The organism is Paenibacillus marchantiophytorum (genome assembly GCF_014640555.1).
Classification (GTDB): Bacteria; Bacillota; Bacilli; order Paenibacillales; family NBRC-103111; genus Paenibacillus_E; species Paenibacillus_E marchantiophytorum.
In genome coordinates this window covers 108,911-133,217 of the sequence record NZ_BMHE01000019.1, presented here as the reverse complement: position 1 = coordinate 133,217, position 24,307 = coordinate 108,911, and the positions used below count along the sequence as shown (strand labels likewise).

The following is a 24,307-nucleotide window of genomic DNA, read 5'->3' as shown; positions in this document are numbered from 1 at the left end:
TAAATATAAACCTTATTATAAATTTTTTTGAATTTCCTCCTAGTCGGCATGTGCTCCGTAAAGGTGAATCAGCCGCTAAGGAGCACAATGCCTTATCATGTCATATATTTTGCAAAGCTTCTGGGAGATTTCAGCTCTTTTAGTGGAAATAAGACCCTGTAGTTCCGCCTAATCCTCAAGTACCCTGCTTTTTGCCGAAATAGCGAACTATAGTTCCCTCCCTGTATTTGTCGCCTTTAAGAGGACCCTCTCTCAGGCTGGCGAAGCCGTTTTTCCTATGTCAGGGGATCACACCGTTATAATCAAATATTCCGGCTCCTTAAATTGACTTTCCCAAGCATTTCCTACACAATGATGAAGGAATACGCTGATTCTTGGCCTATTTCTAACGTCGGATTGAGATCCAAAGGAGACCTTTATGAAAACAACTTCACATATGGTAGAAAAAGAAATCGATGACAGAGCCGTGCTCGTCAGTCTAATCACGCAGAAGCAGAAGAAAAATGAACTGCTTGCCGAATATTCCTTGCAGGAATTGGTCAAGTTAGCTGAAACCGCAGGCGTTCTGGTACTCGAGACGATGACGCAGAACAAAGAAACGAAGGACGCCAAATGGTTTATCGGCAAAGGGAAAGTAGAAGAGCTAAAGCTTCGTCTTGAGGAGCTTGGCGGCAATACGGCTATCTTCGACCAGGAATTGTCGGGGGCACAAGTGCGGAATTTGGAAGCTGCGCTAGATGTCAAAATTATTGACCGGACGCAACTAATTCTGGATATTTTCGCACAGCGCGCGAAAACAAGAGAAGGGATCATCCAGGTTGAACTAGCCCAACTGAGTTACTTGCTTCCTCGATTGTCTGGTCAAGGGAAGAACCTCTCGCGACTAGGAGGAGGTATCGGGACCAGGGGTCCTGGTGAATCCAAGCTGGAAACGGATCGCAGGCATATTCGTGGGCGTATTGACGAATTGAAAGCGCAGTTGGAAGAAGTGGTTCGCCACCGCACATTACATCGGGAACGCCGCAAGAAGAGCGGTGTGTTTCAAGTTGCCTTGGTTGGCTATACGAACGCAGGGAAATCAACTTTATTGAAACAATTGACGCAAGCCGACGTCTATATTGAGAATCAGCTGTTCGCCACGCTGGACCCGACATCCCGGACGATGGAACTGCCAAGCGGCAAAGAAATTGTTTTGACCGATACCGTAGGCTTTATTCAGAATTTGCCGCATGATCTGGTTGCTTCATTCCGCGCTACATTGGAAGAAGCGAATGAGGCTGATTTGATTCTGCACGTAGTGGACAGCTCAACAGAAATGCGCGGCGAGCAAATGCGAGTTGTGGCCGAGGTCCTGGAAGAACTTGGCGCGCATCAGAAAGAACAATTGACGATTTTCAATAAAATAGATATGTGTTCGCAAGATGATGTGGAGATGCTCTCAACGGAAGGCGAATTTCTGAAAATCAGTGCGTATAACGCGGAAGATTTGGAACGTTTGCGCAATATCATTCAAGAGAAGCTTATGGGCGAAAGCAGAGAGTTTCGCATTCCGGCGGATAAAGGGGATATTATTTCCTTGATGTATCGGATTGGCGATGTGCTCGAAACGGATGTCGATGGGGAAGACATGGTGTTCAAAGTTCGTGTAAATACGGATGATTATGTCAAAGTAGCCTATCAATTAGTGGCCTACGACCTGCAAGCGCAGCAAGAGTTACAAGATCATGAGGGAGAGAGTTACTAATCATGCAATTCGGGGATAAAGTCATGGGATTAATGGAAAGCGCCGAGCGCACCGTGGAAGGTGCTTTCCGTCAGATTGAGAAGATCATTGATTTGAATCAATGGAAAGTGATTCGCGCTTTTCAGGAGCATAAAGTAAGTGATTATCATTTTGCTTCATCGACTGGTTATGGGTATAATGATCGCGGTCGCGAAGTACTGGATCTTGTGTATGCGGATGCGATGGGAGCAGAAGCAGCGCTAGTTCGTCCTCATTTTGTATCAGGTACTCATACAATTGGCACTGCGTTGTTTGGTGTTCTGCGACCAAGCGAACATCTACTTTACATCACAGGGAAGCCCTATGACACATTGCACAAAGTCATCGGTAAACCTGGTGATGGGACAGGTTCATTGCAGGACTTCGGCATCGGATACAGCGAAGTCGCTTTAACGGAAGATGGCGCTCCCGATTGGAGCGCCATCGCTTCTGCTATTCAACCGAACACCAAGGTGATCGGCATCCAGCGTTCGCGCGGCTATTCGTGGCGCCCGTCGTTCACGATCGAACAGATTGGCGAAATGGTCCGCTTCGTCAAAGAAATCAACCCAGCCCTTATCGTGTTCGTCGATAATTGCTATGGGGAATTCACCGAGCTGCAGGAGCCGACGCAAGTTGGCGTCGACCTCATGGCGGGCTCGCTCATCAAGAATCCCGGCGGCGGCATCGCCCCTTCCGGCGGCTATATTGCCGGGCGGCGCGACCTTGTCGAGCTCGCCGCCTACCGCTTGACCGCCCCCGGAATCGGGGGCGAGGTCGGTGCCATGCTCGGCGCGACGCGCGCGATGTTTCAAGGGCTTTTCCTTGCCCCTCATTTGGTGGGGCAAGCGGTCAAGGGCTCTGTCTTCGCATCTGCGGTGTTCGAAGAGCTGGGCTTCGAGAGCCATCCGCGGTGGCAGACGCCGCGGACGGACCTGATCCAAGCGATCCGCTTCACGTCCGCGGATCACTTAATCACGTTCGTGCAGGGCATCCAGAAGGCGGCTGCGGTGGATTCGCACGTGGTTCCTGAACCATGGGATATGCCCGGTTATGAGCATCCTGTTATTATGGCGGCAGGAACATTCATCCAAGGGGGCAGCTTGGAATTGTCCGCAGATGCGCCGATTCGAGAGCCGTATATCGCGTATATGCAGGGTGGGCTCACCTATTCCCACTGCAAATTAGGGGTAATGACTGCCATCCAGCATATGGAAGAAAAGGGATTGTTGTGAAAATAAAGACTGTGAACAAACCTAACACTCCTTGACACATTTTTGTTAGAAAGGTACAATAAGGTTGAGGTACTTTATTTATCAGGAGTGATTAGCATGAGTGATGACATACGTAGAAATATGGCGTTATTCCCCATTGGAATCGTCATGAAGCTGACTGATTTAACCGCGAGACAAATTCGCTATTATGAGCAACACGAACTTATTATTCCGGCCCGAACAGCTGGTAATCAACGCCTCTATTCCTTTAATGATGTTGAACGACTTCTTGAAATTAAAGACTTGATTGAAAAAGGTGTAAATATCGCCGGCATCAAGCAGGTACTCATTCCGGTGGACAAAGATTCCGAAGACGCAACCATTTTGAACGAGCACACAGAAGTTAAGCGTAAAGAATTAACTGACTCCCAACTGCACAAAATGTTGAAGCAGCAGTTGATTGGCGGGGGTAAGCGCCCTGATCAGGTTTCTCTGATTCAAGGTCAACTTTCCCGGTTTTATAAATAACTTCACGTAAGCGCTTGTAAAATTGAGAGGAGACTGAACCGTGACTTACAACAACAACTACTCAAGAGAAGATATTCTGCGTATTGCCAAGGAAGAGAATGTTCGTTTCATTCGCCTTCAATTCACCGATTTGATGGGCAGCATCAAGAACGTTGAAATCCCTTTTAGCCAACTTGAGAAAGCACTCGATAATAAAATGATGTTTGATGGTTCATCCATTGAAGGCTATGTTCGTATTGAAGAATCGGATATGTACTTATACCCGGATCTGGATACATGGGTTATTTTCCCATGGGTAACGGAGAGCAAAGTAGCTCGCTTGATCTGTGATATTTATATGCCGGATGGCAATCCATTCGCTGGAGATCCGCGGGCTATTCTCAAAAATGCGCTGAAACAAGCCGAAGAAATGGGCTATACAGCGATGAACGTTGGACCAGAGCCGGAATTTTTCCTGTTCAAAACCGATGACAAAGGCAATCCGACAACAGAACTGAATGACCAAGGCGGATACTTCGACTTGGCTCCGATGGATCTCGGCGAAAACTGTCGCCGCGATATCGTTTTGACGTTGGAAGAAATGGGCTTTGAAATTGAAGCTTCTCACCATGAAGTTGCGCCTGGTCAACACGAAATCGATTTCAAATATGCCGATGCCATCAAAGCGGCTGACCAAATCCAAACATTCAAATTAGTTGTAAAAACCGTAGCAAGACAGCATGGACTTCATGCGACATTCATGCCAAAACCATTGTTCGGCATGAACGGTTCAGGTATGCACTGTCACCAATCGCTGTTCAAAGGTGATGTAAACGTATTTTACGAAGAGAGCGACAAGTTAGGTTTGAGCACTGTCGCAAGACAGTATATGGCAGGCGTACTCCGTCATGCACGCTCTTTTGCGGCGATTACGAATCCGACTGTTAACTCCTATAAACGTCTAGTTCCTGGCTATGAAGCGCCTTGCTATGTAGCCTGGTCTGCAAGCAACCGCAGCCCTATGATTCGTATTCCAGCATCCCGTGGATTAAGCACGCGCGTGGAAGTGCGCAACCCGGATCCTGCTGCGAATCCTTACTTGGCGCTCGCTGTTATGCTTGCTGCTGGTTTGGACGGCATTAAGAACAAAATGCAGCTGCCTCCTCCAACTGACCGCAACATCTACGTGATGTCGGAAGAAGAGAGAGAAAGCCAAGGCATCCCTAGCTTGCCGCTCAACCTGAAACAAGCGTTGGACGAGCTGCTTCGTGATGATGTGATTTGTGACACACTTGGCGAGCATGCTTTGGCTCACTTCTATGAGCTCAAAGAAATCGAGTGGGATATGTATAGAACGCAAGTTCACCAATGGGAAAGAGACCAGTATCTGTCCCTTTACTAGAATTGAAACCCTTGACGCCGTTAGCGTTGAGGGTTTTTTTCAATTTTAATTGAATAAAGGAAAGCCCTCAAAAAAGAATGAGGGCCCTAAATAGGTTAGATAGGTGGACTTAAAGTAGAAATATAAGTTAAGTCCTGCTGAAGAATTCGCTGATCGGTTATCAGGTTTCCGAATGCATCAATGCCGAATATAGACATAACTGCGCTCGTTGAGTTTAAAACACTGATTTGAACTTCATAGGCAACGTTTCCCGAAATAACAAATTCACGAACATCAAAAGAATTAGCAAGCACGATATAAGAGGATACATAGTCCGTATGAAATACCGTTGAGTTCACAGAAGCAAAGATTTGAACCGTTATAATCGCTGTGTTATGGGTATCTATATTTCTTGTGTTTACTACAATGTTAGCGGCTCCTGTATTCGTGTTCGTAATTACACCAGTTGTAAAGGGCATGTCCAACTCACCTCCCTTCCTTATTTTCTATTACTATATTCTTCTAGAAAATAAGTGTGAGGGTACTGGTTTAGTAGCGTATATATTATTTAATAGGACGATGAGAGCACTATTTTATTTTCCGAACGAAATGATGTAGGATAGGAGAATCCCTTCAGAATTAGGAGTTTCCTAATTGGATGGGCCTTTGCACACGAAGGAGAGACATATAGGGATGGACGATTTCACGAGAAATTTGGAGAAATATGCGGAGCTTGTCGTTAAAATTGGTGTGAACCTGAATAAAGGGCAGGATTTGTTGGTCGAGTCTCCGCTAGAATCTTTAGAATTAACAAGGCTTATTGTGAAGAAAGCCTATGAAGCTGGAGCGAATTACGTGCACGTTCATTGGCAGGATGATGTGATTACGCGCAGTAAATTTGAGCTTGCTCATGAAGAGGCGCTGGATTATTATCCCACTTGGTATACGGAAATGCTGGAGCGATTCGTCGAAAATGGCGGGGCCTTGCTGAACATTAAGGTGCCAGATCCAGATCTATACGCAGGTATCGAGGCTAGTCTAATCTCCAGGGCATCTAAAGCTGCGGCTACCGCTCGTACGAAGTATCAACAATATGTCCGAACGAGTACGTTTAGTTGGTGCCTTATTAAAGCGCCGACAGTTGCCTGGGCATCCAAGGTGTATGCGGAACTGCCAGAAGAGCAGCGGGTAGAGGCGATGTGGGATGCTATTTTTCAAATGAACCGGGTGTATGAAGAGGATCCCGTAGCTGCTTGGCGCGTTCACATTGAACAGTTGAAGCGTGTTCGGAAAGTGTTGAATGAGAAACAATACAAGACCCTGCGTTATCGCGCGGCGGGCACCGATTTGGAGGTGGATTTGCCTGCGCATCACATTTGGTTAGGCGGCGATAAAGCGAACGCCAGTGGCATCCGTTTTGTGGCTAATATGCCAACGGAAGAAGTCTTTACAATGCCGGATAGAACAGGTGTTCGCGGTACCGTATCAAGTACAAAACCCTTGAATGTCAATGGGGCTTTGGTGGATCGCTTTTCGTTCCGTTTTGAAGAGGGCAAGGTCGTTGATTATCAAGCGGAAATAGGTTATGAACATTTGGCTCGGTTGCTGGAAATGGACGAAGGCGCCCGCTATTTGGGTGAAGTTGCCCTAGTGCCTTACGGTTCACCGATTTCTAACATGAATCGAATTTTTTATAATACAGGTATCGATGAGAATGCTTCCTGTCATCTTGCTCTAGGGAGTTGTTACCCGATTAATATGCAGGATGGCGCCTCTTTGTCAACGGATGAATTAAAAGCACGAGGCGGCAATACGAGTTTGATTCATGTTGATTTTATGATTGGGACCTCAGATCTGGAGATTGATGGTTATTTGGAAGATGGAACGGTTGAAGCTATTTTTCGTGGCGGGAACTGGGCACTTGTATTTTAGTTGGAAGAATAGGCTAGGAAACAAAAAAACCGAGGGAGACAATCTCCGCTCGGTTTCTTTGTTAAAATATAAGAGTTTATATGTTTTGGAGTGAGCGCGGAGTTACTCCAGCCGCCCTGTGCGAACAGAGGGAGGGAACTACAGTCCGCTATTCTAGCCCAAAGTATCCATATCGCGGGGGTGAGGGAACTACAATCCGCTATTTTGCTGTTTCAAGGCAATTTCAGCGTTTTTCTTGGAAATAAGACCCTGTAGTTCCGCTAATACCCTAGCATCCCTGCTAATTGCCTATATAGCGTCCTCTAGTTCCCTTAACAGGTTTTGTCGCGACTAAGAGACTGATCTCTCAGGGCGGCGAAGCCGCTTTTCTTTATTCTAGGATGGTTGACTACATATCCCGGAACAAGCCGATGACACGTCCTAAAATCGTCACATGCTTGAGGAGAATCGGCTGTAAGGCGGAATTCTCAGGTTGTAGGCGAATATGATCACGCTCTTTGTAGAAACGCTTCACTGTGGCTTCATCGTCTTCTGTCATGGCAACTACGATGTCCCCGTTGTTCGCCGTTTGTTGCTGTTTCACAATGACATAATCGCCATTATGAATGCCAGCTTCAATCATGCTGTCTCCCATAACGCTAAGCATAAATACGTTATTATCTTTGACCATGCTCACGGGAAGCGGGAAGTAGTCTTCGATATTCTCAGTTGCTGTAATAGGAACACCGGCGGTTACTTTACCAACTAAGGGAACACGCGCGACTGAAATGGCAAAGTGAGTTTCTGCGCCATCGAGGCCCAGAATTTCGATAGCACGAGGTTTGGTAGGATCTCGACGAATTAAACCTTTCTTCTCAAGACGCTCCAAATGGCCATGTACCGTAGAACTGGAAGCTAGTCCAACAGCTTCGCCGATTTCTCTGACGGAAGGTGGATACCCCTTATCTTTCACTTCGTTCTTAATGAAGTCCAATATAGCTTGTTGACGCTGCGAAATCTTGCTCAATAGTTATCACTCCAATACTGGGAATCATTACCCAAAGTATAACATAGAACCCGAGTTCGTACAAACATAAGTTCGAGAAAATGGGTTGACTCAAACATTTGTTCGTGTTATTCTAATACCAGAACAAATGTTTGGGGGATGATTACTCATGTATATGGCTTATACCAACACAACCAACTCACACTCACTTCATAGATCCGCTAACACATCCAAAGGGATGACTTTAACTTCTGGTTATACAAAAGCTATTGTTCGTTTTGTTCTGTTAGCAATTATTCTTGGAACCGTGTTCTCATTTGGTGCAATTGTGCAGGCCTATGCGGGGGATCCGGCTGCAACGACAACGAGTACTTCACAAACCAAGCAAGTTGTCATCAGTGAAGTTTCCCAAATAGTAGTAACAGAGAAAATAGTTATTCAACGTGGAGACACGATTTGGCAGATTGCTTCCTTACATAAAAAGAATGGAGAAAACATTCGTTCGTATATCGATAAAATCAAAACAATTAATCATTTGACTACGAGTTCATTGCAAGAAGGACAGGTGCTGATCCTGCCTGGTTCTTAAAGCGATTGATTTCATGCTCACTAACTAGTTGAGACGAGGACATGTTCCTACGTCTCTTTTCGTTGTTTCCTTGACATTACTGAACGGGGATGGCAAAGTAATATTCATATTGAATTTTTGCTAGGGAGGATCTTTATGAGCGACGAAATGGATAAAAACATCGAACGTATTAACGAGCTTGCACGCAAAGCCAAAACAGTGGGCTTAACAGATGCGGAAATCGATGAGCGAAATGAATTAAGAAAGAAATATATCGAGGCTTTTCGAGGCAATCTTAAAGTTCAACTTGATTCGATCAAGTTTACGGACGAAGAGTAATTGCTTGTTCATATAGAAACAACATTCAAAAGGGGATATGAATGATGGGGTTGAAAGCTGTACTTTTTGATTTGGATGACACTTTGTTATGGGATGATCGCAGTGTGCAAGAAGCATTCGATGCGACGTGTGCGGAAGCTGCCAAGCATGTGGCTGTGAATCCCGTAGAACTAGAAGCTTCTGTTCGTAAAGAAGCGCGCGCTTTATATGAAACATTTGATACGTTTCCATTCACCAAGATGATTGGTATTAATCCTTTTGAAGGGTTATGGGCTAATTTTACGCAAGGCGAGAATGAGAACTTTCGTAAATTGGAGAAGCTGGCGCCAGGATACCGGACGGAATCTTGGACAAGGGGTCTTCGTGCACTTGGAATCGAAGATCGTGAGCTGGGTTATAAATTGGGGGAATTGTTTCCTGCGGAACGACGCAGCCGCCCTTTGGTCTATGAAGAGACATTCCAAGTTCTAGAGGCATTGAAAGGAAACTATCAATTGCTGCTTTTAACAAACGGCTCTCCGGACTTGCAAAAGGAGAAATTAGCTGGCGTACCGACTATTGCCGCTTATTTCGATCATATCGTGATATCTGGCGAGTTTGGCGAAGGCAAACCTGCGAATTCCATTTTCAATCATGCCTTGGGATTGCTCGGCATTCAGGCAGAAGAAGGAATTATGATCGGGGACAAGCTGACTACGGATATTCTAGGCTCAGGCAGCGTTGGAATGCGCAACATTTGGATTAACCACCATGGCCTTCAAAGCGGTGACGAGATAGTTCCTGTACATGAAGTTACACGACTTCAAGATATTTTACCGATTATTGCGAACGGTTAAGAGATAAACACACATAAGCCCAACGGTTTATTGGACGCTAGGTCCTTAGCCGTTGGGCTTATTTCATTAATATGAATTACGCTTTGATAAATTCAGGGTCATCGATGTTGTACGCAACCCAGCCATCTTTCTCGATGAAGAGGCGCACCGCGACGATTTCACGGTTGTCCATTAAGGTAAAGAAGTGGTTCGTATTCTCAGGAACGGAAATGACGTCACCAGGCTCAAGTTCAACGTCGAAATAACCAACTTCGCTTTCGGATTTAATAATGAAAATGCCTTTGCCGGACACGATGCCGCGAATTTCATCTTCGGTATGTGTATGGACTTGTTCGAATTTCTTCAGAAGCTCTTCGATATTCGGGGATGCATCGGATAGTGCGATAACATCCCAAATTTCGTAGCCGCGTCTAGCGGCCAAGTCGCGAATTTCTTCTTCATACGTGCTGATGATTTGTGCTTTCTCTTCATCATTCAGGATGAATTTCTCACGAAGCGCTTCAGGAAGTTTGTTTGGATCCCAGTGTTCGTAGATAACTTGTTGACTATCCAAGAAGGCTTTAACTTCTGCTTCGCCTTCAATTCGTTCATTGGTATTGCGAATTCTTATTTGTGCCATGCTGCATCCCTCTTTCTAAGTAAATATACTATGTATTATAGTGGAAATGAGGAAGGCTGTCGATGGATGAAGAAAAGTTTTTCCGATAAATCCTATAGGGAATTAAGATGATTCATAATCTTTTCATAGAAGCCGTATTCTGTTACACTAAATCTTAACATAAATTGTCGTTTTTATTTCGTATACGGTTTAGGATAAGTTGAAAGGGAGTCATGTAATGTCGAAAACGCCGATTCAAGAGCAGCTAAAGAAAAAGATTATGATCCTCGATGGTGCCATGGGTACGATGATTCAGCAAGAGAACTTAACAGCTGAGGATTTCGGAAGCGATGATCTAGATGGATGTAATGAAATTCTTTGTGTTACACGTCCAGATGTTATCCGCAAAATTCATGAAGCTTACTTCGCCGCTGGCGCTGATATGATAGAAACGAACACGTTCGGAACCACAAGTGTCGTACTTGCCGAATATGATTTGCAGGACCGTCATCGCGAACTAAATCTTGCTGCAGCCAAGCTGGCGATTGAAGCAGCTAATAAATACTCAACACCGGAGTGGCCGCGCTATGTTGTTGGCGCTATGGGGCCAACCACCAAAACCTTATCGGTTACCGGCGGTGTAACTTTCGAAGAACTCGAAGACAGCTATTATGAGCAAGCATTAGCCTTGGTTGAGGCTGGTGTAGATGCTATTCTATTGGAAACTTCGCAAGATACGCTGAACGTGAAAGCAGGAAGTATTGGCATTCGCAGAGCTTATGAGAAAACAGGCATTGAGCTGCCGATTATGATATCAGGCACGATTGAACCGATGGGAACTACATTGGCAGGGCAAAATATCGAATCATTCTATATTTCGCTCGAGCATTTAAAACCGATTTCCATGGGACTCAACTGTGCAACAGGTCCTGAGTTCATGAGGGATCATATTCGTTCGTTGTCGGATATAGCGGATACGGCTATCAGTTGTTACCCGAATGCAGGCTTGCCCGATGAGAACGGTCACTATCATGAATCGCCTGAGTCTCTAGCCAAGAAGATGGCCGGCTTTGCCGAACAAGGTTGGTTGAACATCGCAGGTGGTTGTTGCGGTACTACGCCAGATCATATTCGAGCTATGGCAGAAACGCTTAGTCAATACAAGCCAAGATTGCAGTACGGAACGCATTTACCAGCTGTGTCGGGTATTGAAACTTTATTCATTGAGCCTGAGAACCGCCCCATCATGGTTGGTGAACGGACGAATATTTCGGGTTCGCGGAAATTCAAACGCTTGATTAAAGAAGGCAAGTTCGAAGAAGGTTCGGAGATCGCGCGGAATCAAGTGAAGAACGGCGCTCATGTGATCGATATTAACTTGCAGGATACAGACATCGACGAAGCTTATGCCGTTGAAGAATTTATGCAGCAAGTTGTGAAAAAAGTCAAAGTTCCGTTGATGATTGACTCGACGTATGACCATATTATTGAACTTGGCCTCAAATATTCGCAGGGGAAAGCGATTATTAACTCGATTAACCTGGAGGACGGGGAAACGAAGTTTGAAGGGATTTTACCGCTGATTAAACGGTACGGTGCCGCGGTTGTTTGTATCCTGATCGACGAGCGGGGGCAGGCTGTTTCGCGTGAAGCGAAGATTGAAGTAGCCACGCGTTCCTATGAGCTTCTGACCGGGAAATATGGCATGAATCCGGAAGATATTATCTTCGATCCCAATATGTTCCCTGTCGGCTCGGGAGATCCGCAATATATTGGCTCTGCGGTGGAAACGATTGAAGGGATCAAGATGATTAAAGAGAAATATCCAAAGGCCAAAACGATTCTTGGCTTAAGCAACATTTCCTTCGGGTTGCCGGATGCGGGCCGTGAAGTATTGAACTCGGTTTATTTGTACCATTGTACGAAGGCCGGCCTTGACTATGCGATCGTGAATACGGAGAAACTCGAACGTTACGCTTCGATTCCCGATACAGAACGCCAATTGGCTGAAGAACTCATTTATAATACAACAGATGAAAGCCTAGCCCAATTTGTTGCGCATTTCCGTGAGAAAAAGGTGGAAAAGAAAGAGAAAATTTCGAATCTGTCCCTTGAAGAAAGACTTGGTTCTTATGTCGTAGAAGGAACGAAGGAAGGACTGATTCCGGATTTAGAAATCGCGCTGCAAACCTACTCGCCGCTTGAGGTCATTAATGGACCTCTCATGAAGGGGATGGAGCAAGTTGGACGCCTTTTCAATAACAATGAGTTGATCGTGGCTGAGGTTCTGCAAAGTGCCGAAGTTATGAAGGCATCCGTAACCTATCTGGAACCATTTATGGAGAAATCGGAGTCAGCGGTCAAAGGGAAAATCATTTTGGCTACGGTGAAAGGCGATGTGCATGATATTGGGAAAAATCTCGTTGAGATTATTCTCTCGAACAATGGCTATAAAATAATAAACCTCGGTATCAAAGTACCGCCGGATCAAATTATCGAAGCTTACCGCAGAGAGCTGCCGGATGCAATTGGTTTGTCAGGTCTATTGGTCAAATCCGCTCAGCAAATGGTCATTACCGCTCAGGATCTACGCACAGCTGGTGTTGATGTACCGATTCTGGTTGGTGGAGCCGCGCTTACGCGCAAGTTCACTAAAACACGCATCCAACCGGAGTATGAAGGTGTCGTACTCTATGCGAAAGATGCGATGGATGGTCTCGACATTGCTAACCGGCTCAGCGATCCTGAACAACGCAAACGACTTATTCAGGAACTCAGAGAGAGTCTGGAATCCGATGTCATGGACACCGGGAAGAAAGAAGAAGCTATGCCACAGCTAACTCGCGTGAGTTCTTCGGCTGTTTCCAAGGATTTGCCGGTGAATGTTCCACAGGATACAGAGCGCCATATTTTAAGAGATTACCCCATCAGTCATCTGATGCCTTATGTGAATATGCAGATGCTTCTAGGGCATCACCTAGGTCTGAAAGGCAAGGTTGAACAGTTACTGGGCGACAAAAATGCGAAGGCTATGCAGTTGAAAGATACGGTGGATTCCATTTTGTATGCAGCTCAGAAAGATGGGATTATCAAAGCTCATGGCATGTACCGTTTCTTCCCTGCACAGTCGAGCGGAAATGACGTCATTATCTATGACCCGCAGGATCACAGCAAGGTGCTAGAAACGTTTACGTTCCCGCGTCAGGATAAGGAGCCATACCTGTGTTTGTCTGATTATTTGAAGTCGGTAGAGAGTGGCCAAATGGATTACGTTGGCTTCTTGTTAGTCACAGCAGGACATGATATTAATGAATTGGCCAAAGAATGGCGCGATAACGGAGACTATTTGAAATCCCATGCCCTCCAAGCGACAGCTTTGGAAGTGGCGGAAGGTTTCGCGGAGCGAATTCATCATATTATGCGGGATGTACTTGGGATTGCAGATCGCGCAGATATGACGATGCAGGAACGATTCGGCGCCAAATATGTCGGTCAACGCTTCTCCTTTGGATACCCGGCATGCCCGAATCTGGAAGATCAAGCGAAGTTGTTCCATCTTCTGAAGCCAGAAGATATCGGCGTTGAGCTGACAGAGTCGTTCATGATGGAGCCGGAAGCATCCGTATCAGCAATTGTATTCGGTCATAAAGAAGCACGTTACTTTAACGTAGGTTAAGGAGTTTAGATTGTGGAATTGTATTTTCTAGGGACTGGGGCAGGTATGCCCTCCAAGCAGCGGAATGTTACTTCAATTGCGCTCAATCTGCTGGATGAACGCGGCACTTATTGGCTTTTTGATTGTGGTGAGGGGACGCAGCAGCAAATTTTGAATTCACCGGTGAAATTGGGTCGTACGGAGATGCTCTTCATTTCTCACTTGCATGGCGATCATCTCTATGGTTTACCCGGATTGTTGTCGAGCCGTTCCTATTTGGGCGGGGATACACCACTTACCCTTTATGGGCCACCAGGACTGAAACGTTTTGTGGAGACGGCCCTTGAAGTGAGCGGTGCGCATTTGACTTATTCGCTGAACATTGTTGAGATCGACCAAGAAGGCGTCATTTTCGAAGATCCAAGCTTCATCGTTGAAACAGCGCGGTTGGAACACCGCATTGAATGTTTTGGTTTTCGGATTATTGAGAAAGATCAGCCAGGCAAGCTGATGCACGATAAGCTTGCTGCACTAGGTATTCCAGCGGGCCCTGTGTATGGACAATTGAAACAAGGCCTGACTGTTCAGTTGGAAGACGGCCGTACGCTGCATGGAGCTGATTATTTAGGAGCTCCCATACCTGGGCGAATCGTTGTCATCCTTGGTGACACGCGTTATTGCCAAGGGGCTGAGTACTTAGCCCGCGGCGCGGATGTGTTGGTGCATGAGGCGACTTTCGCCATGGATAAGCAGGAACTCGCGTACTCCTTCGATCATGCGACGTCGCATGATGCAGCCAAGATTGCTCGCGATGCCGGAGCGGGTGCGTTGATCCTTACGCATATCAGCTCGCGCTATCAAGGAGATGCTGTGACTGAGCTGTTGCAAGAAGCGCAGCAGCTTCATGCGAACAGCTATGTAGCCAAAGATTTCTGGAACTTTGAAATACCGCGTAAAGCATTTTTGAATGAAATGTAGTTATTTAATCCTGGAATCCTCATAAACTTACTATAAGCCCGTAAAACCGAGGTGAAGGTATGGGGATCACATGGGCAGAAGTGCTGCTATCCATCTTTATGTCCTCGATTTTTTACATTATGATCAGAGAAATCAGCCACGCTTACAGAGATTCTGAATGAAAAGTTGGGATGAATCATCCGCCTGCCCCTTGCTACTATGGGGTGGGCTAGTTTTGTTTGCTTGACAACAATTCGACTATATACGGATTAGTCTTTCATCTGATAAAATTAATATAATCGTTTAATAAAAGGGGGTGGACATGACGTATTATGTTTACAGACGGGCTGTAATGGAAATATTGCTAGTCGTGTTTGTAAGTATTTTATTCAGTATTCTTGGTTGGAATTACCATGCAGAAGCCGCTGAAATCCCTGTTTCTCAAGGTAAATCTGCGTTCGCATCCAGTGTAACCAGTGCTACCTACAGTGCCGACCAAGCGGTAGATGGATTTATTCAAACCAAATGGACCGCCAGCAGCTTGCAATTGCCTCAATGGCTGACGGTTGATCTTGCTCAGAATGTCCATGTTAAACGTGTGGAGACAGTGTTCGAGCACGCGGCTAGTTCCTATCAATATACCATTGAAACGTCAGCAGATGGAATAAATTGGAGCTTATTTGCCGATCAATCATCGAATTCCAACATTAGTTTTCCGTATTACTCAGATTCGGGAGATGTTCAGGCGCGTTTTGTCCGAATGCAAGTACTTGGTGTAGGTACGCCTGGCGATGGAGCAAGCATTTATGATTTTCGTGTATATACATCCAATGAGCCGCTCATGCTGTTATCTTTAAATAAAACAACAGCAGCTTACAGCAGTTTTTCCTCCGCATTAGGTTCATCCAAGGCCGTAGATGGACTGCTGCCGACCCGCTGGGCACCAAGCAATGTGTCTTTGCCGCAATGGCTGGTAGTGGATCTTGGACAACTGCTTAATGTGCAGCGGTTTGAAACGACGTATGAGAAACAAGATGAAGTGTACGGGTATAAGATTGATTTTTCTGTGGATGGTCTGACGTGGTATACCTTTACAGATCGCACGAGCAATACGCAGCGTGGGGAGCCGCGGTATGTGGATGCAGGAAATGTGACTGCCCGTTATTTTCGCTTAACGACGACGAGTGTAGGGACAGCAGGCACTTATGCGAATGTCTCCGAATTTCAAATTTATGGGCCTGACGGCGGGACGACGCCTGGGAACCAACAAATTTTAAACAGCATAGCGCTTGATCGTACGGCGTATTCCGTGCAAACGGGGCAAACATCCACAACTCGATTGACGGGGACGTATAGCAACAACAATTCACAAAGTATCACTTCAGGGGCAATCTATTCGATCAGCAATACGGCGATTGCGACGGTTAACACAAGTGGCGTCATCACTGGTGTTTCAGCGGGAACTACGAATGTAGCAGTTTCTTATATGGGGAAAACGACGACATCCACAGTGACAGTTTCAACAACGTTAGCCAATCTGAATCGTATTGCGTTTGATACTTACTCTTATTCCATGCAGATTGGCGCATACCGCTATCCCTATGTGACGGCTTATCTGAATGATGGCAGTACACAGACGATATCCAGCGGCATTACGTTCGTCAGTTCCAATCCGTCGGTGGCCACCGTTAATAGCAGTGGCTCGATAACGGCAGTGACATCAGGATCGGCAACCATTACCGCAAGCTATGGAAGTTTCACGGCTTCAGCTACCGTTTATGTGACCACCGCGGTTAGCCGAATTGAAGCCGATGCCAGTTATGTGAATATGGAACTGAATGCTACCAAATATGTCGTTATTCATGCTTACGATGCGAACAATACCAACACGAATGTGACTTCAAGCGCCAGCTTCGTCAGCTCCAATCCCTCCGTTGTTTATGCCAGTTCAAGTGGTTACCTTTCTGCTTCATCGGCAGGTACGGCGACAATTACAGTTACTTACAGCGGCATATCAACGACGATATATGTAACGGTAGGTGCGCTGGATTCTTCAGCTCCGACCTGGAACTACGGTTCCAGCGTGACGTCTTCTGAAGTCACTTCTTCATCGACTAAATTAACTTGGACATCGGCGACAGATAATGTTGGTATAACATCATATCGTGTTTACAACGGTTCGAATGTAGTGACAACGGTAAGTGGAAGTGAGTTATCGGCTACGATTACCGGGTTAACAGAAGGACAGGATTATCAGTTTAAAGTGGAAGCGGGGGATCTTGCGAATAATTGGTCTACAACAGGACCATCCGTTAATGTTAGTTTGAAAAGTGCTGCTATCGCACCGCTTGCTAATACAGCGGGAGCTGCATTAAGCAGTAACCTGGTACGCGAGAATTCGCCGGAAGGCGGACTTCTATCTCGAGTTACGGTGGATGCGGATCGTTTAACTATAGCCTTCCAATCGCTGAACTCGAATCCGGCAACCCTGCTAACCTTGCATGTACAAGATTACAAAGATACGACGGTGATTCAGTTTCCAACAAGCTCTTTTAACAATTTGCAAGTAAGCGATAAAAATTCAGTCATTCGGGTTGAACTGGATGCGAACAGCCTTTCCATTCCACTGCTCTTTCTGAAAAATCATGCTGTCGAAGGAGATGGATTCATTCGTGTGCTTATCCGGCATGACGCAGGTCCATTAGCTGCCCAAGTGAGCCAAAAAATGATGGAACTCAATGCGAATCTTCTTCTCACTAATCCTATTGAATTCGAAATTAGTGTCAATGGAAGTGATTTGAACGGTTGGGACGGCAACTACGTTGAACGTACATTGGCATTGCCTGGCACTTCCTACGCAGCCAATGCGACTGCAGTCCGAATTGATGCGACAACGGGGGAATCGTCTTTCGTACCTTCGCAATTAATGAATGCAGGCGGCAGCTGGAGCATGCTTGTGAAGGATCAGAATGGTGGGATATATACAGCCATCAGTGCAGCTAAATCTTTTGCCGACATGGCGGCACATTGGGCCAAAGTGGATGTGGAGAAGCTTGCTTCCAAGGGAATCATCAGCGGTGTAAGCGGAGATAAATTTGATCCTGAAAAAGAAATTTCACGCGCTGAATTCGCTGCTTTGCTGATTCGCTCCCAAGGTATGAAGGTTGACAACTCCGAGCCATCAGCAGATTCTGCCTTCAAGGATATTCTCAAGGGAGACTGGTATGCTGGTTTAGTCAATACGGCAGCGAAAGCTGGACTCATACAAGGCTATGATGATAGGACTTTCCGTCCATCCGAGCATGTTTCCCGCGAGCAGATGGCAGCAATGGTGAATCGAACGATTCAGCGTGCAGGTCAATCAGCGGTAAGCGCTTCCGCTGAAGCCGTGCTAACCCCATTTAAAGATCATGATATGATTAAGGATTGGGCTCGTGAAGCAATGGCATTTGCTCTGGAGAATGGGCTCGTTCAAGGGGTAACCGCAACTAAACTGGACCCGCATGCGAATGCGACCAGAGCTCAAGCGGCAGTCATGCTGAATAGACTTCTGGTCTATATGCATTTTATTAATTAATCCGCAGACCGCATTCGTTGTAAAGACGAATGACGGTCTGTTTACATTTGGGCAAAGAAACAAAATAAAATATTAACAACCCGAAAATAAACACTTAATAAACCTCTGTTAACCTTGAAGGAGTGAGACTCCAGTTGAAAGGTGTGAGGAAGTTGAGTGGATTACTTCTGAATACAGCGCCCCGGCAAACGAATCTATCGGTCATGCTAGCAAGCAATACAAATGACATTGAACAAGCTCTGCGATTGAGGTATCAGGTTTTCGTAGAAGAAGAGAACAACATGCTGCTGCACAATGAGGATGGGCTCGAAAGAGATGTGTATGATGCTTATTGCGACCATCTGATCGTTAAAGATCTGGACATGGATAAAGTGATAGGCACGTACCGTTTGCTGCCTGGGGATCGCGCTTTGACAGGCATTGGGTTTTATTCAGAGACGGAATTTGATTTGACTTCTTATACGACTTATAAAAAACAATCGCTTGAACTAGGACGAAGCTGCATAGCGCCTGAATATCGTGGAGGAAGGGCAATTCAGCTGCTATGGGAAGGCATTGCCGGATATATTGCAGAGCGAAATTATAGCCATCTAATTGGATGCGCGAGCGTACATGTTCACCAGATCGAGGAACTCAATTTGATCTACTCCTTACTTTTACAAAAACAAATGATTACAGATCGATACGGAATTAAACCACTCGCGACTCATCTCATTCAAGGCATAGCGCAAATTCCAATTGACAGTCATGATAAGGATATTTTTCGCAAACTGCCTCCTCTGATGAAAGGCTATCAATGGCTTGGTGCTGAAATTGGCGGAGAACCGGCGTATGATGCGTTATTCAAAACCGTAGACTTCTTCATCGTTCTGCAAAAAGATCGGATCACTAAGCGTTATAAGCGGCACTTTTTAGCGGAATAAGCAGTAGGGAGGATTGTACGTTGTACGAATGGATTGGACGATTGACCTCAAATGAACGAAATCTTGCTCGCATTGAAAAAGGTTTGCGCATGTTTCCGGATAGGTTGATGGCAGATAGTTGTACAGTCCTGTCGCTGATCCTGTATGCAGCTGTAGGCACGACCTTTCTGAGACGAATGAAGTCAAATTTGAGCGATCTTTTGGGAGAAATGCCTGGCGATTCTTACACAAGAATTACAAGGAAATATTTGCAAAATGTTGTGTTTACCTTGTACGAAATTTTGTTCCGTTCGGATCAGCTGCAAGCAAATTCGAAGGCCTTTCTAAGTGTTCAGGGGGAGGAGCATCTAGAGGAAGCTTATCGTCTTGCGATGGGGAAGGGAATGGTCGTTTACACGCCGCATATCGGGAACTTTTTCTTCTATTATTGGTATTTGAGTCAGAAATTTGACTGTCTGACCGTTGCCTCTGCCGGCAGTCCGGAACTCAAACCTTTGTATGGAAAGTTCGCAGCTTTGGGTTGCAAAGGATTGGATTATGACAGCGTGCCGCAGCTTGAAATGTACCGAACGCTCAGAAGGCACGTGCTCCGTGGCGGCGTTGTGTTCATCCTCGGTGACTTCTGGCGGCCGAACTTTTCCTTAACCAGGCTGTTCGGCAAGCTGACGAGGAGCCCGGAAGGCGCAGCTATGCTAGCTCTGGAGCTTCAAGTGCCTGTGGTTCCATTCTACGGCTATCGGATGAAGGGATTCCATCATCGTCTTGTGTTTGGTACTCCGATTGAATTATATAAGCAATTTGAGCATTCAGGACGTAAAGAACGTGCCGCGGCTAACGTCGTTCTGAATTCTTTTATCGAACAGGTCATTCGTGAACAACCAGCCTCTTGGTTTTATTGGTTTAATGTGCATGAACGCTGGGAAAACGCGGGTGCACACAAATTAGATTTCACCGATTTGCAAGACAGCAAGCCTTTGACGACAGCGGAAGCGGGTTAGCACATATTGATCCAAAGGACTGGTGATGAGTAAATGGATACAGGAAGTCACTTATTATTCGGTGTCACCCTTGCAGGATTAGCCTGTTTGGAACCGGCGATTGTACAAGATCCTGCTTTGGCGCATGCCGTACTTGCGGGTACGCTAATTGGTTCACATGCCCCGGATTTCGATACGCTGGCTCGCCTGAGAGGCTATGCAACGTATTTGCGTGTTCATCGGGGATTCACGCATTCACTGCCAGCCTTGTTCATCTGGCCGGCACTGATCAGCCTTCCGCTAGCGGCGATGTTTGGCGTTTGGGAGCATCTGTTTAGCTTATATGCTTGGATCTTAGCGGCTGTTGTCCTTCATGTTGCGCTCGATTTATTTAACGTTTACGGGGTTCAATGCTTGCGCCCATTCTCGAAGAAATGGTTTCATCTGGATACGCTTAGTCTGTATGAACCTTTCTTATTTGGACTTCATAGTGCAGGGCTTCTGATTTGGTTATTCGTTTGGGGAGGTGCTGGAGGTGCTCACATTGGGGAGATGTTTGCCCTCATATACGCGGTTAGCTTCTTCTATATCGCGATTAGAGCTGCGCAGCGCAAGAGAAATATTCAGTTAGTTCAGAGTAAACTTAACCTGGCCGAAGGTACTTGTCATTTAATTCCGAGCCTTAACTGGTTCCAGTGGCAATTCGTCATCGAGGGGGATCATCAATACTACTTGGGTGAGATTCGTGATGGGAATGTGATTCTTGAGAAAGAGTATAGTAGTTCTAATTACTCACATGAATCTACACATCCCATTGTGAAGGCGACAATGACGACGGATGGAGTCAGAGCTTTTCTGCACTTTGCGCAGCGTATCCATGTCAGTTGGAGCGAGAAGAATGGCGGCTACGAAGTGCAGTGGCGCGATGTGCGTTTCTGGTATAGACAAAAGCTGTCATTCGGCGTCAACGTACTGCTGGACCGCGATATGAACGTTGTCAGCGACACGTTAGGTTGGGATAAGAAGGCGTGGGATCCGCCATATGTTTAAATGGAAAATAAGTCTAGCTCCTTCGGGAGCTGGGCTTTTTTGCTATTTGAGTTTGTCATTTTTTATAAAGGTTATTTCGCTTCTCTTGACGAAAATATGGTACAATAGTCCTATATTCAAAAACGGGAGTAAGCCTATATGAAAAAAAGAGAACCACGTGAAGAAGGTTTTACACTCATCGAGGTTTTGGCGGCCGTGGTGATTTTGTCGGTAGCCTCCATGGCCATGATGGCGTTCTTCGTTAATGCGATGTCGTATAACAAAGGGAATCAGAATAAGACCGTTATGGTGAACTTGGCTCGCAATGCATTGTTTTATATGGAGAAACAGAATTTTAACAATGTAGAAAATTATTTTAAGAAAGATATCGAATTTGAGGGCGCAAATCCTGTGATCTCTCTAAAAGATTGTGCATTCGTGCAGGAGTCTGGGTTTCTGAGCTGTACATCTCCAGACAAACAAAAATATTTAAATGATTTTGCGGGAATAGGTCATGTGCTGCGTCCCAGTGTGAATGAGAGAGATTATGAGATAACCGTAACGTACCAGCAGAAAAGTGAAAAGAATGACCCTAAGGTTAATATGAGTCAGTATTTAATTCCAATTAAGGTGAGTATCATGCAGCTTGGTGCTGCCCAAGGCTCGAGGGAACAAATCTTTGTAGAAGGATATGTAATTAATGAAAAAATTCGCTGACCTGTATAAAAAAGAAGATGGATTCTCTCTTATCGAGCTAATTGCTTCATTATCTATCTTATCTTTGGTGATGGGCTCCATCTATGGCGTTATAACGTTTGGCTTCACCTCCTACAATAAAGTCACTGTCGAGAACTCTTTACGGGACGAAGCAGATATATTAATGTCATCCGTGATGACGGAGTTATATACTTTTGGTCCAGAATACGTTTCGAATATTGCAAACGAAAATGGCATTGAACTTACAAGAACAGCACCGCTTCACAATGAAATCATCCCCAAAAAGCAAATTAAAATCAATCAGTCAGCACTGTTTATTGCTAATTCAACCGCGTCTAATGGTACGGGGAAAATAGATCATTTAAAATCCATTCTATTGGATGGATCTTCCATTCAGCTTGATTGTGGCAATGCAAGCGCGTGCCGAGATGGTTTAATTAAAGTCACATTAGTTTTAGAACAAGAGGATAAGAAGCAAATCAAACATCAACTCAAGTTGGAAAGCAGATTCGGATTTTGAGGGAGACAAGCAATGAGACATTGTAAAGAAGAAAAAGGATCTGCTCTTTTAATCGTCTTATTCATGATTATCGTGTTTACGTTACTAGGTCTTGCTGTGTTAAGCGCAAGTATTGGGGGGGCGACAAGAAGTCAAACCAAGTTAAAGGATGTACAGAGCTTACATCTGGCTGAAAAGGCGCTGAACGAGGCTGTTGCAAGGATTAAGGCAACGTTGGATGACAAAGATGATATTGATCCAGATAAAATTGGGGAACAATTAACTGAAATGTTTCCGGCGCTAACAGAAAATGAGGTCGAGACCGAATTTCTCATTAAACCAATTACAGAAGTGAGTCTAGATACTTCATCGGGTACTCCACAAATTAAAATTATCGTCACAGCCAATATCGACGGTGTAAAGAGAAAGTTGGAACAGAATGTTGGCATCAATGTGTTCCCTGATGTGCTTAATTACGCAGCAGGCTCAGAAGGAGATTTAATTCTGAACGGGTCGCCTTATTTCCGCGGAGGTGATTTGTACGCGGGGAAGAAACTGAAGATCAAAAATCAAGCTGAGTACATCTATAACAATGAAAATGGTTTTAAGAGTCTAGCCAATGTTGGCAGGTATTCACAGTTAGAAGGGAGAGCGTTTGTGCAATCTCTCGATAACTTTGTTTACTGTAATAGCAAAGTTACTCCTTATTGTGGTGATACACCGAGTCAAGCAGATTTCATAAGTATCAATGAAACAACGGATAAAGGGATGACGACGATCCCTCGTGTTCTGGGCATTGACAAAGATCAGGTCGAACTAAAATCAAAGGATGATTTCGTTGAACTTAATATGGATGAGTCCTTCATTGATAAAGTAACGGAGTCTTTGAGCGGCAATAATTTTGAACGCTTAGATATCAGTAAAGAATATAAAAAAGGTAGCCTGAGCTTTAAAGATTATTTGAAAGCCAGAACTGACAAGCTGCAGCATCCCGTGATAGAAGAACTGGCTACTTATACCGAAGAGCAGCGGAAAGTGTATCTGAATCAAAGAGAAAAAGATATCAAGTTTATTAATGAGAGAGAGCTGCCGCAACAATCTTATCTGTATAACGGTAATTTTAAGATGGGCAGCGGGGAAGAGATCAAGCAATTAGTATTTTCAGAGGAAGCCAAATCTACTAGAGTTCCAGTGACGCCAGGAGCCAATTATTACACGAGTTATTGGTTTATTATTAACGGAAATCTGGAGATAGAAAACACGGATACCTATCCGCTGAAAGTTAAGGGCAATATTCTCGTTACTGGCGATGTAAATATTAAAGGCAATGTTCAGATGGATGCTACCATATTTTCATTAGGAAGTACGAACATTTTAGATGCGAGTATCACAGGTTTGCCTGATCTGAAAGGTGATCCCAAAGAGTTAGTTCTATTATCAAAGGGTGAAATCCTTATTTCTCGTGTCAACTCATTTAAACCTTTGCCGATGGGTGGTTATGATCCTGATAAAGTGACGAATGATTCGATCACACGACTTGATGCTTTCTTTTACACGGATTCTTATGCGGAGCTATATGGTGTAGGCTCAGTATTTTGGATTAGAGGCGGTTTTTTTGCTAAAAATGATCTCACAATCAATGCGGTAAGAGGGAACACAATTGAATCCGCTGATTTAACCGCATTGCTGGTACCTCCAGGGCAAGAAAATTTAAATGAAAAGCAGTCCAGATTTATTATTGAATATAATAAAGACATTTTTACGCATCAGTTATCCTCGCTGCCTCGTGTTAAAGGTATTAACTTGTATAGAGGCAAAAAAGTGTTAGTTAAATAAAAAGAGGCTGTCCTG

20 protein-coding genes are annotated in these 24,307 nt (G+C 45.1%); 17 read left to right on the top strand and 3 right to left on the bottom strand.

What is annotated here, in order from left to right; all coding sequences use genetic code 11:
• Nucleotides 1–418 precede the first annotated feature (418 nt).
• From hflX to glnA, 4 genes are all read left to right on the top strand, one after another.
• A complete protein-coding gene (hflX, locus tag IEY34_RS18845; RefSeq protein WP_189013977.1) occupies nt 419–1,744 on the top strand; it encodes a GTPase HflX in 1,326 nt (441 codons plus the stop codon).
• Between the two features lie 2 nt (nt 1,745–1,746).
• The gene (locus IEY34_RS18840) at nt 1,747–2,997 is read left to right on the top strand and encodes a methionine gamma-lyase family protein (RefSeq protein ID WP_189013975.1); all 1,251 of its coding nucleotides are present in this window, start codon (nt 1,747–1,749) and stop codon (nt 2,995–2,997) included.
• Nucleotides 2,998–3,093: 96 nt separating this feature from the next.
• Entirely contained in the window at nt 3,094–3,504 is a 411-nt protein-coding gene (locus tag IEY34_RS18835) for a MerR family transcriptional regulator (RefSeq protein ID WP_189013973.1), read from the top strand.
• Between the two features lie 40 nt (nt 3,505–3,544).
• Complete coding sequence (glnA, locus tag IEY34_RS18830) at nt 3,545–4,885, top strand: type I glutamate--ammonia ligase (protein ID WP_189013971.1); 1,341 nt, start codon at nt 3,545–3,547, stop codon at nt 4,883–4,885.
• 95 nt (nt 4,886–4,980) lie between these two features.
• Here the strand turns inward: glnA and IEY34_RS18825 are convergent, their stop codons facing one another.
• Nucleotides 4,981–5,343, bottom strand: coding sequence for a hypothetical protein (locus tag IEY34_RS18825; RefSeq protein ID WP_189013969.1), 363 nt, complete (start codon nt 5,341–5,343; stop codon nt 4,981–4,983).
• 214 nt (nt 5,344–5,557) lie between these two features.
• Between IEY34_RS18825 and IEY34_RS18820 the strand changes: the two genes are divergently transcribed.
• Nucleotides 5,558–6,796: an aminopeptidase gene (locus IEY34_RS18820; protein WP_189013967.1), complete on the top strand. Its 1,239-nt coding sequence runs from the start codon at nt 5,558–5,560 to the stop codon at nt 6,794–6,796.
• 388 nt (nt 6,797–7,184) lie between these two features.
• Here IEY34_RS18820 and lexA read toward each other — a convergent pair whose 3' ends face one another.
• Nucleotides 7,185–7,802 (bottom strand): transcriptional repressor LexA, encoded by a 618-nt coding sequence (lexA, locus tag IEY34_RS18815; protein WP_173215639.1) that lies wholly within the window; start codon nt 7,800–7,802, stop codon nt 7,185–7,187.
• A 148-nt stretch (nt 7,803–7,950) separates the two neighbouring features.
• Here lexA and IEY34_RS18810 point away from each other — a divergent pair, with 148 nt between their 5' ends.
• From IEY34_RS18810 to IEY34_RS18800, 3 genes are all read left to right on the top strand, one after another.
• Nucleotides 7,951–8,370: a LysM peptidoglycan-binding domain-containing protein gene (locus IEY34_RS18810; RefSeq protein ID WP_189013965.1), complete on the top strand. Its 420-nt coding sequence runs from the start codon at nt 7,951–7,953 to the stop codon at nt 8,368–8,370.
• Nucleotides 8,371–8,505: 135 nt separating this feature from the next.
• Nucleotides 8,506–8,688 (top strand): DUF896 domain-containing protein, encoded by a 183-nt coding sequence (locus tag IEY34_RS18805; protein ID WP_189013963.1) that lies wholly within the window; start codon nt 8,506–8,508, stop codon nt 8,686–8,688.
• A 44-nt stretch (nt 8,689–8,732) separates the two neighbouring features.
• Nucleotides 8,733–9,524: an HAD family hydrolase gene (locus IEY34_RS18800; RefSeq protein WP_189013995.1), complete on the top strand. Its 792-nt coding sequence runs from the start codon at nt 8,733–8,735 to the stop codon at nt 9,522–9,524.
• A gap of 76 nt (nt 9,525–9,600) precedes the next feature.
• On the opposite strand, the gene mtnD is transcribed toward IEY34_RS18800, so the two are convergent.
• Nucleotides 9,601–10,143: an acireductone dioxygenase gene (mtnD, locus tag IEY34_RS18795; protein WP_189013961.1), complete on the bottom strand. Its 543-nt coding sequence runs from the start codon at nt 10,141–10,143 to the stop codon at nt 9,601–9,603.
• A gap of 217 nt (nt 10,144–10,360) precedes the next feature.
• Between mtnD and metH the strand changes: the two genes are divergently transcribed.
• The 9 genes from metH to IEY34_RS18750 all read left to right on the top strand — a co-directional run bounded on the left by metH (nt 10,361) and on the right by IEY34_RS18750 (nt 24,292).
• On the top strand, nt 10,361–13,798 hold the full coding sequence (gene metH / locus IEY34_RS18790) for a methionine synthase (protein ID WP_189013959.1): 3,438 nt from the start codon (nt 10,361–10,363) through the stop codon (nt 13,796–13,798).
• Nucleotides 13,799–13,810: 12 nt separating this feature from the next.
• The gene (gene rnz / locus IEY34_RS18785; protein WP_189013957.1) at nt 13,811–14,755 is read left to right on the top strand and encodes a ribonuclease Z; all 945 of its coding nucleotides are present in this window, start codon (nt 13,811–13,813) and stop codon (nt 14,753–14,755) included.
• Between the two features lie 301 nt (nt 14,756–15,056).
• The gene (locus IEY34_RS18780) at nt 15,057–18,311 is read left to right on the top strand and encodes an S-layer homology domain-containing protein (protein WP_189013955.1); all 3,255 of its coding nucleotides are present in this window, start codon (nt 15,057–15,059) and stop codon (nt 18,309–18,311) included.
• A 152-nt stretch (nt 18,312–18,463) separates the two neighbouring features.
• Entirely contained in the window at nt 18,464–19,234 is a 771-nt protein-coding gene (locus IEY34_RS18775; RefSeq protein ID WP_229757719.1) for a GNAT family N-acetyltransferase, read from the top strand.
• Between the two features lie 20 nt (nt 19,235–19,254).
• On the top strand, nt 19,255–20,232 hold the full coding sequence (locus IEY34_RS18770; RefSeq protein WP_189013953.1) for a lysophospholipid acyltransferase family protein: 978 nt from the start codon (nt 19,255–19,257) through the stop codon (nt 20,230–20,232).
• Nucleotides 20,233–20,265: 33 nt separating this feature from the next.
• Nucleotides 20,266–21,261 (top strand): metal-dependent hydrolase, encoded by a 996-nt coding sequence (locus tag IEY34_RS18765; protein WP_189013951.1) that lies wholly within the window; start codon nt 20,266–20,268, stop codon nt 21,259–21,261.
• Between the two features lie 138 nt (nt 21,262–21,399).
• Nucleotides 21,400–21,957 carry a type IV pilus modification PilV family protein gene (locus IEY34_RS18760; RefSeq protein ID WP_189013949.1) on the top strand — a complete coding sequence of 186 codons (558 nt, stop codon included), beginning with the start codon at nt 21,400–21,402 and terminating at the stop codon, nt 21,955–21,957.
• Complete coding sequence (locus IEY34_RS18755; RefSeq protein WP_189013946.1) at nt 21,941–22,477, top strand: PulJ/GspJ family protein; 537 nt, start codon at nt 21,941–21,943, stop codon at nt 22,475–22,477. Before IEY34_RS18760 ends, IEY34_RS18755 begins: the two co-directional genes overlap by 17 nt.
• A gap of 12 nt (nt 22,478–22,489) precedes the next feature.
• Entirely contained in the window at nt 22,490–24,292 is a 1,803-nt protein-coding gene (locus tag IEY34_RS18750; RefSeq protein ID WP_189013944.1) for a hypothetical protein, read from the top strand.
• Nucleotides 24,293–24,307 lie beyond the last annotated feature (15 nt).

What these genes read in the sequence shown, in the direction of transcription:
- IEY34_RS18810 (WP_189013965.1), top strand. Translation starts at nt 7,951, where the DNA reads ATGTATATGGCTTATACCAACACAACCAACTCACACTCACTTCATAGA.
- IEY34_RS18835 (WP_189013973.1), top strand. Translation starts at nt 3,094, where the DNA reads ATGAGTGATGACATACGTAGAAATATGGCGTTATTCCCCATTGGAATC.
- IEY34_RS18820 (WP_189013967.1), top strand. Translation starts at nt 5,558, where the DNA reads ATGGACGATTTCACGAGAAATTTGGAGAAATATGCGGAGCTTGTCGTT.
- IEY34_RS18755 (WP_189013946.1), top strand. Translation starts at nt 21,941, where the DNA reads ATGAAAAAATTCGCTGACCTGTATAAAAAAGAAGATGGATTCTCTCTT.
- IEY34_RS18800 (WP_189013995.1), top strand. Translation starts at nt 8,733, where the DNA reads ATGGGGTTGAAAGCTGTACTTTTTGATTTGGATGACACTTTGTTATGG.
- IEY34_RS18750 (WP_189013944.1), top strand. Translation starts at nt 22,490, where the DNA reads ATGAGACATTGTAAAGAAGAAAAAGGATCTGCTCTTTTAATCGTCTTA.
- IEY34_RS18825 (WP_189013969.1), bottom strand. Translation starts at nt 5,343, where the DNA reads ATGCCCTTTACAACTGGTGTAATTACGAACACGAATACAGGAGCCGCT.
- metH (WP_189013959.1), top strand. Translation starts at nt 10,361, where the DNA reads ATGTCGAAAACGCCGATTCAAGAGCAGCTAAAGAAAAAGATTATGATC.
- IEY34_RS18760 (WP_189013949.1), top strand. Translation starts at nt 21,400, where the DNA reads ATGAAAAAAAGAGAACCACGTGAAGAAGGTTTTACACTCATCGAGGTT.
- IEY34_RS18805 (WP_189013963.1), top strand. Translation starts at nt 8,506, where the DNA reads ATGAGCGACGAAATGGATAAAAACATCGAACGTATTAACGAGCTTGCA.
- IEY34_RS18765 (WP_189013951.1), top strand. Translation starts at nt 20,266, where the DNA reads ATGGATACAGGAAGTCACTTATTATTCGGTGTCACCCTTGCAGGATTA.
- IEY34_RS18840 (WP_189013975.1), top strand. Translation starts at nt 1,747, where the DNA reads ATGCAATTCGGGGATAAAGTCATGGGATTAATGGAAAGCGCCGAGCGC.
- hflX (WP_189013977.1), top strand. Translation starts at nt 419, where the DNA reads ATGAAAACAACTTCACATATGGTAGAAAAAGAAATCGATGACAGAGCC.
- mtnD (WP_189013961.1), bottom strand. Translation starts at nt 10,143, where the DNA reads ATGGCACAAATAAGAATTCGCAATACCAATGAACGAATTGAAGGCGAA.
- IEY34_RS18780 (WP_189013955.1), top strand. Translation starts at nt 15,057, where the DNA reads ATGACGTATTATGTTTACAGACGGGCTGTAATGGAAATATTGCTAGTC.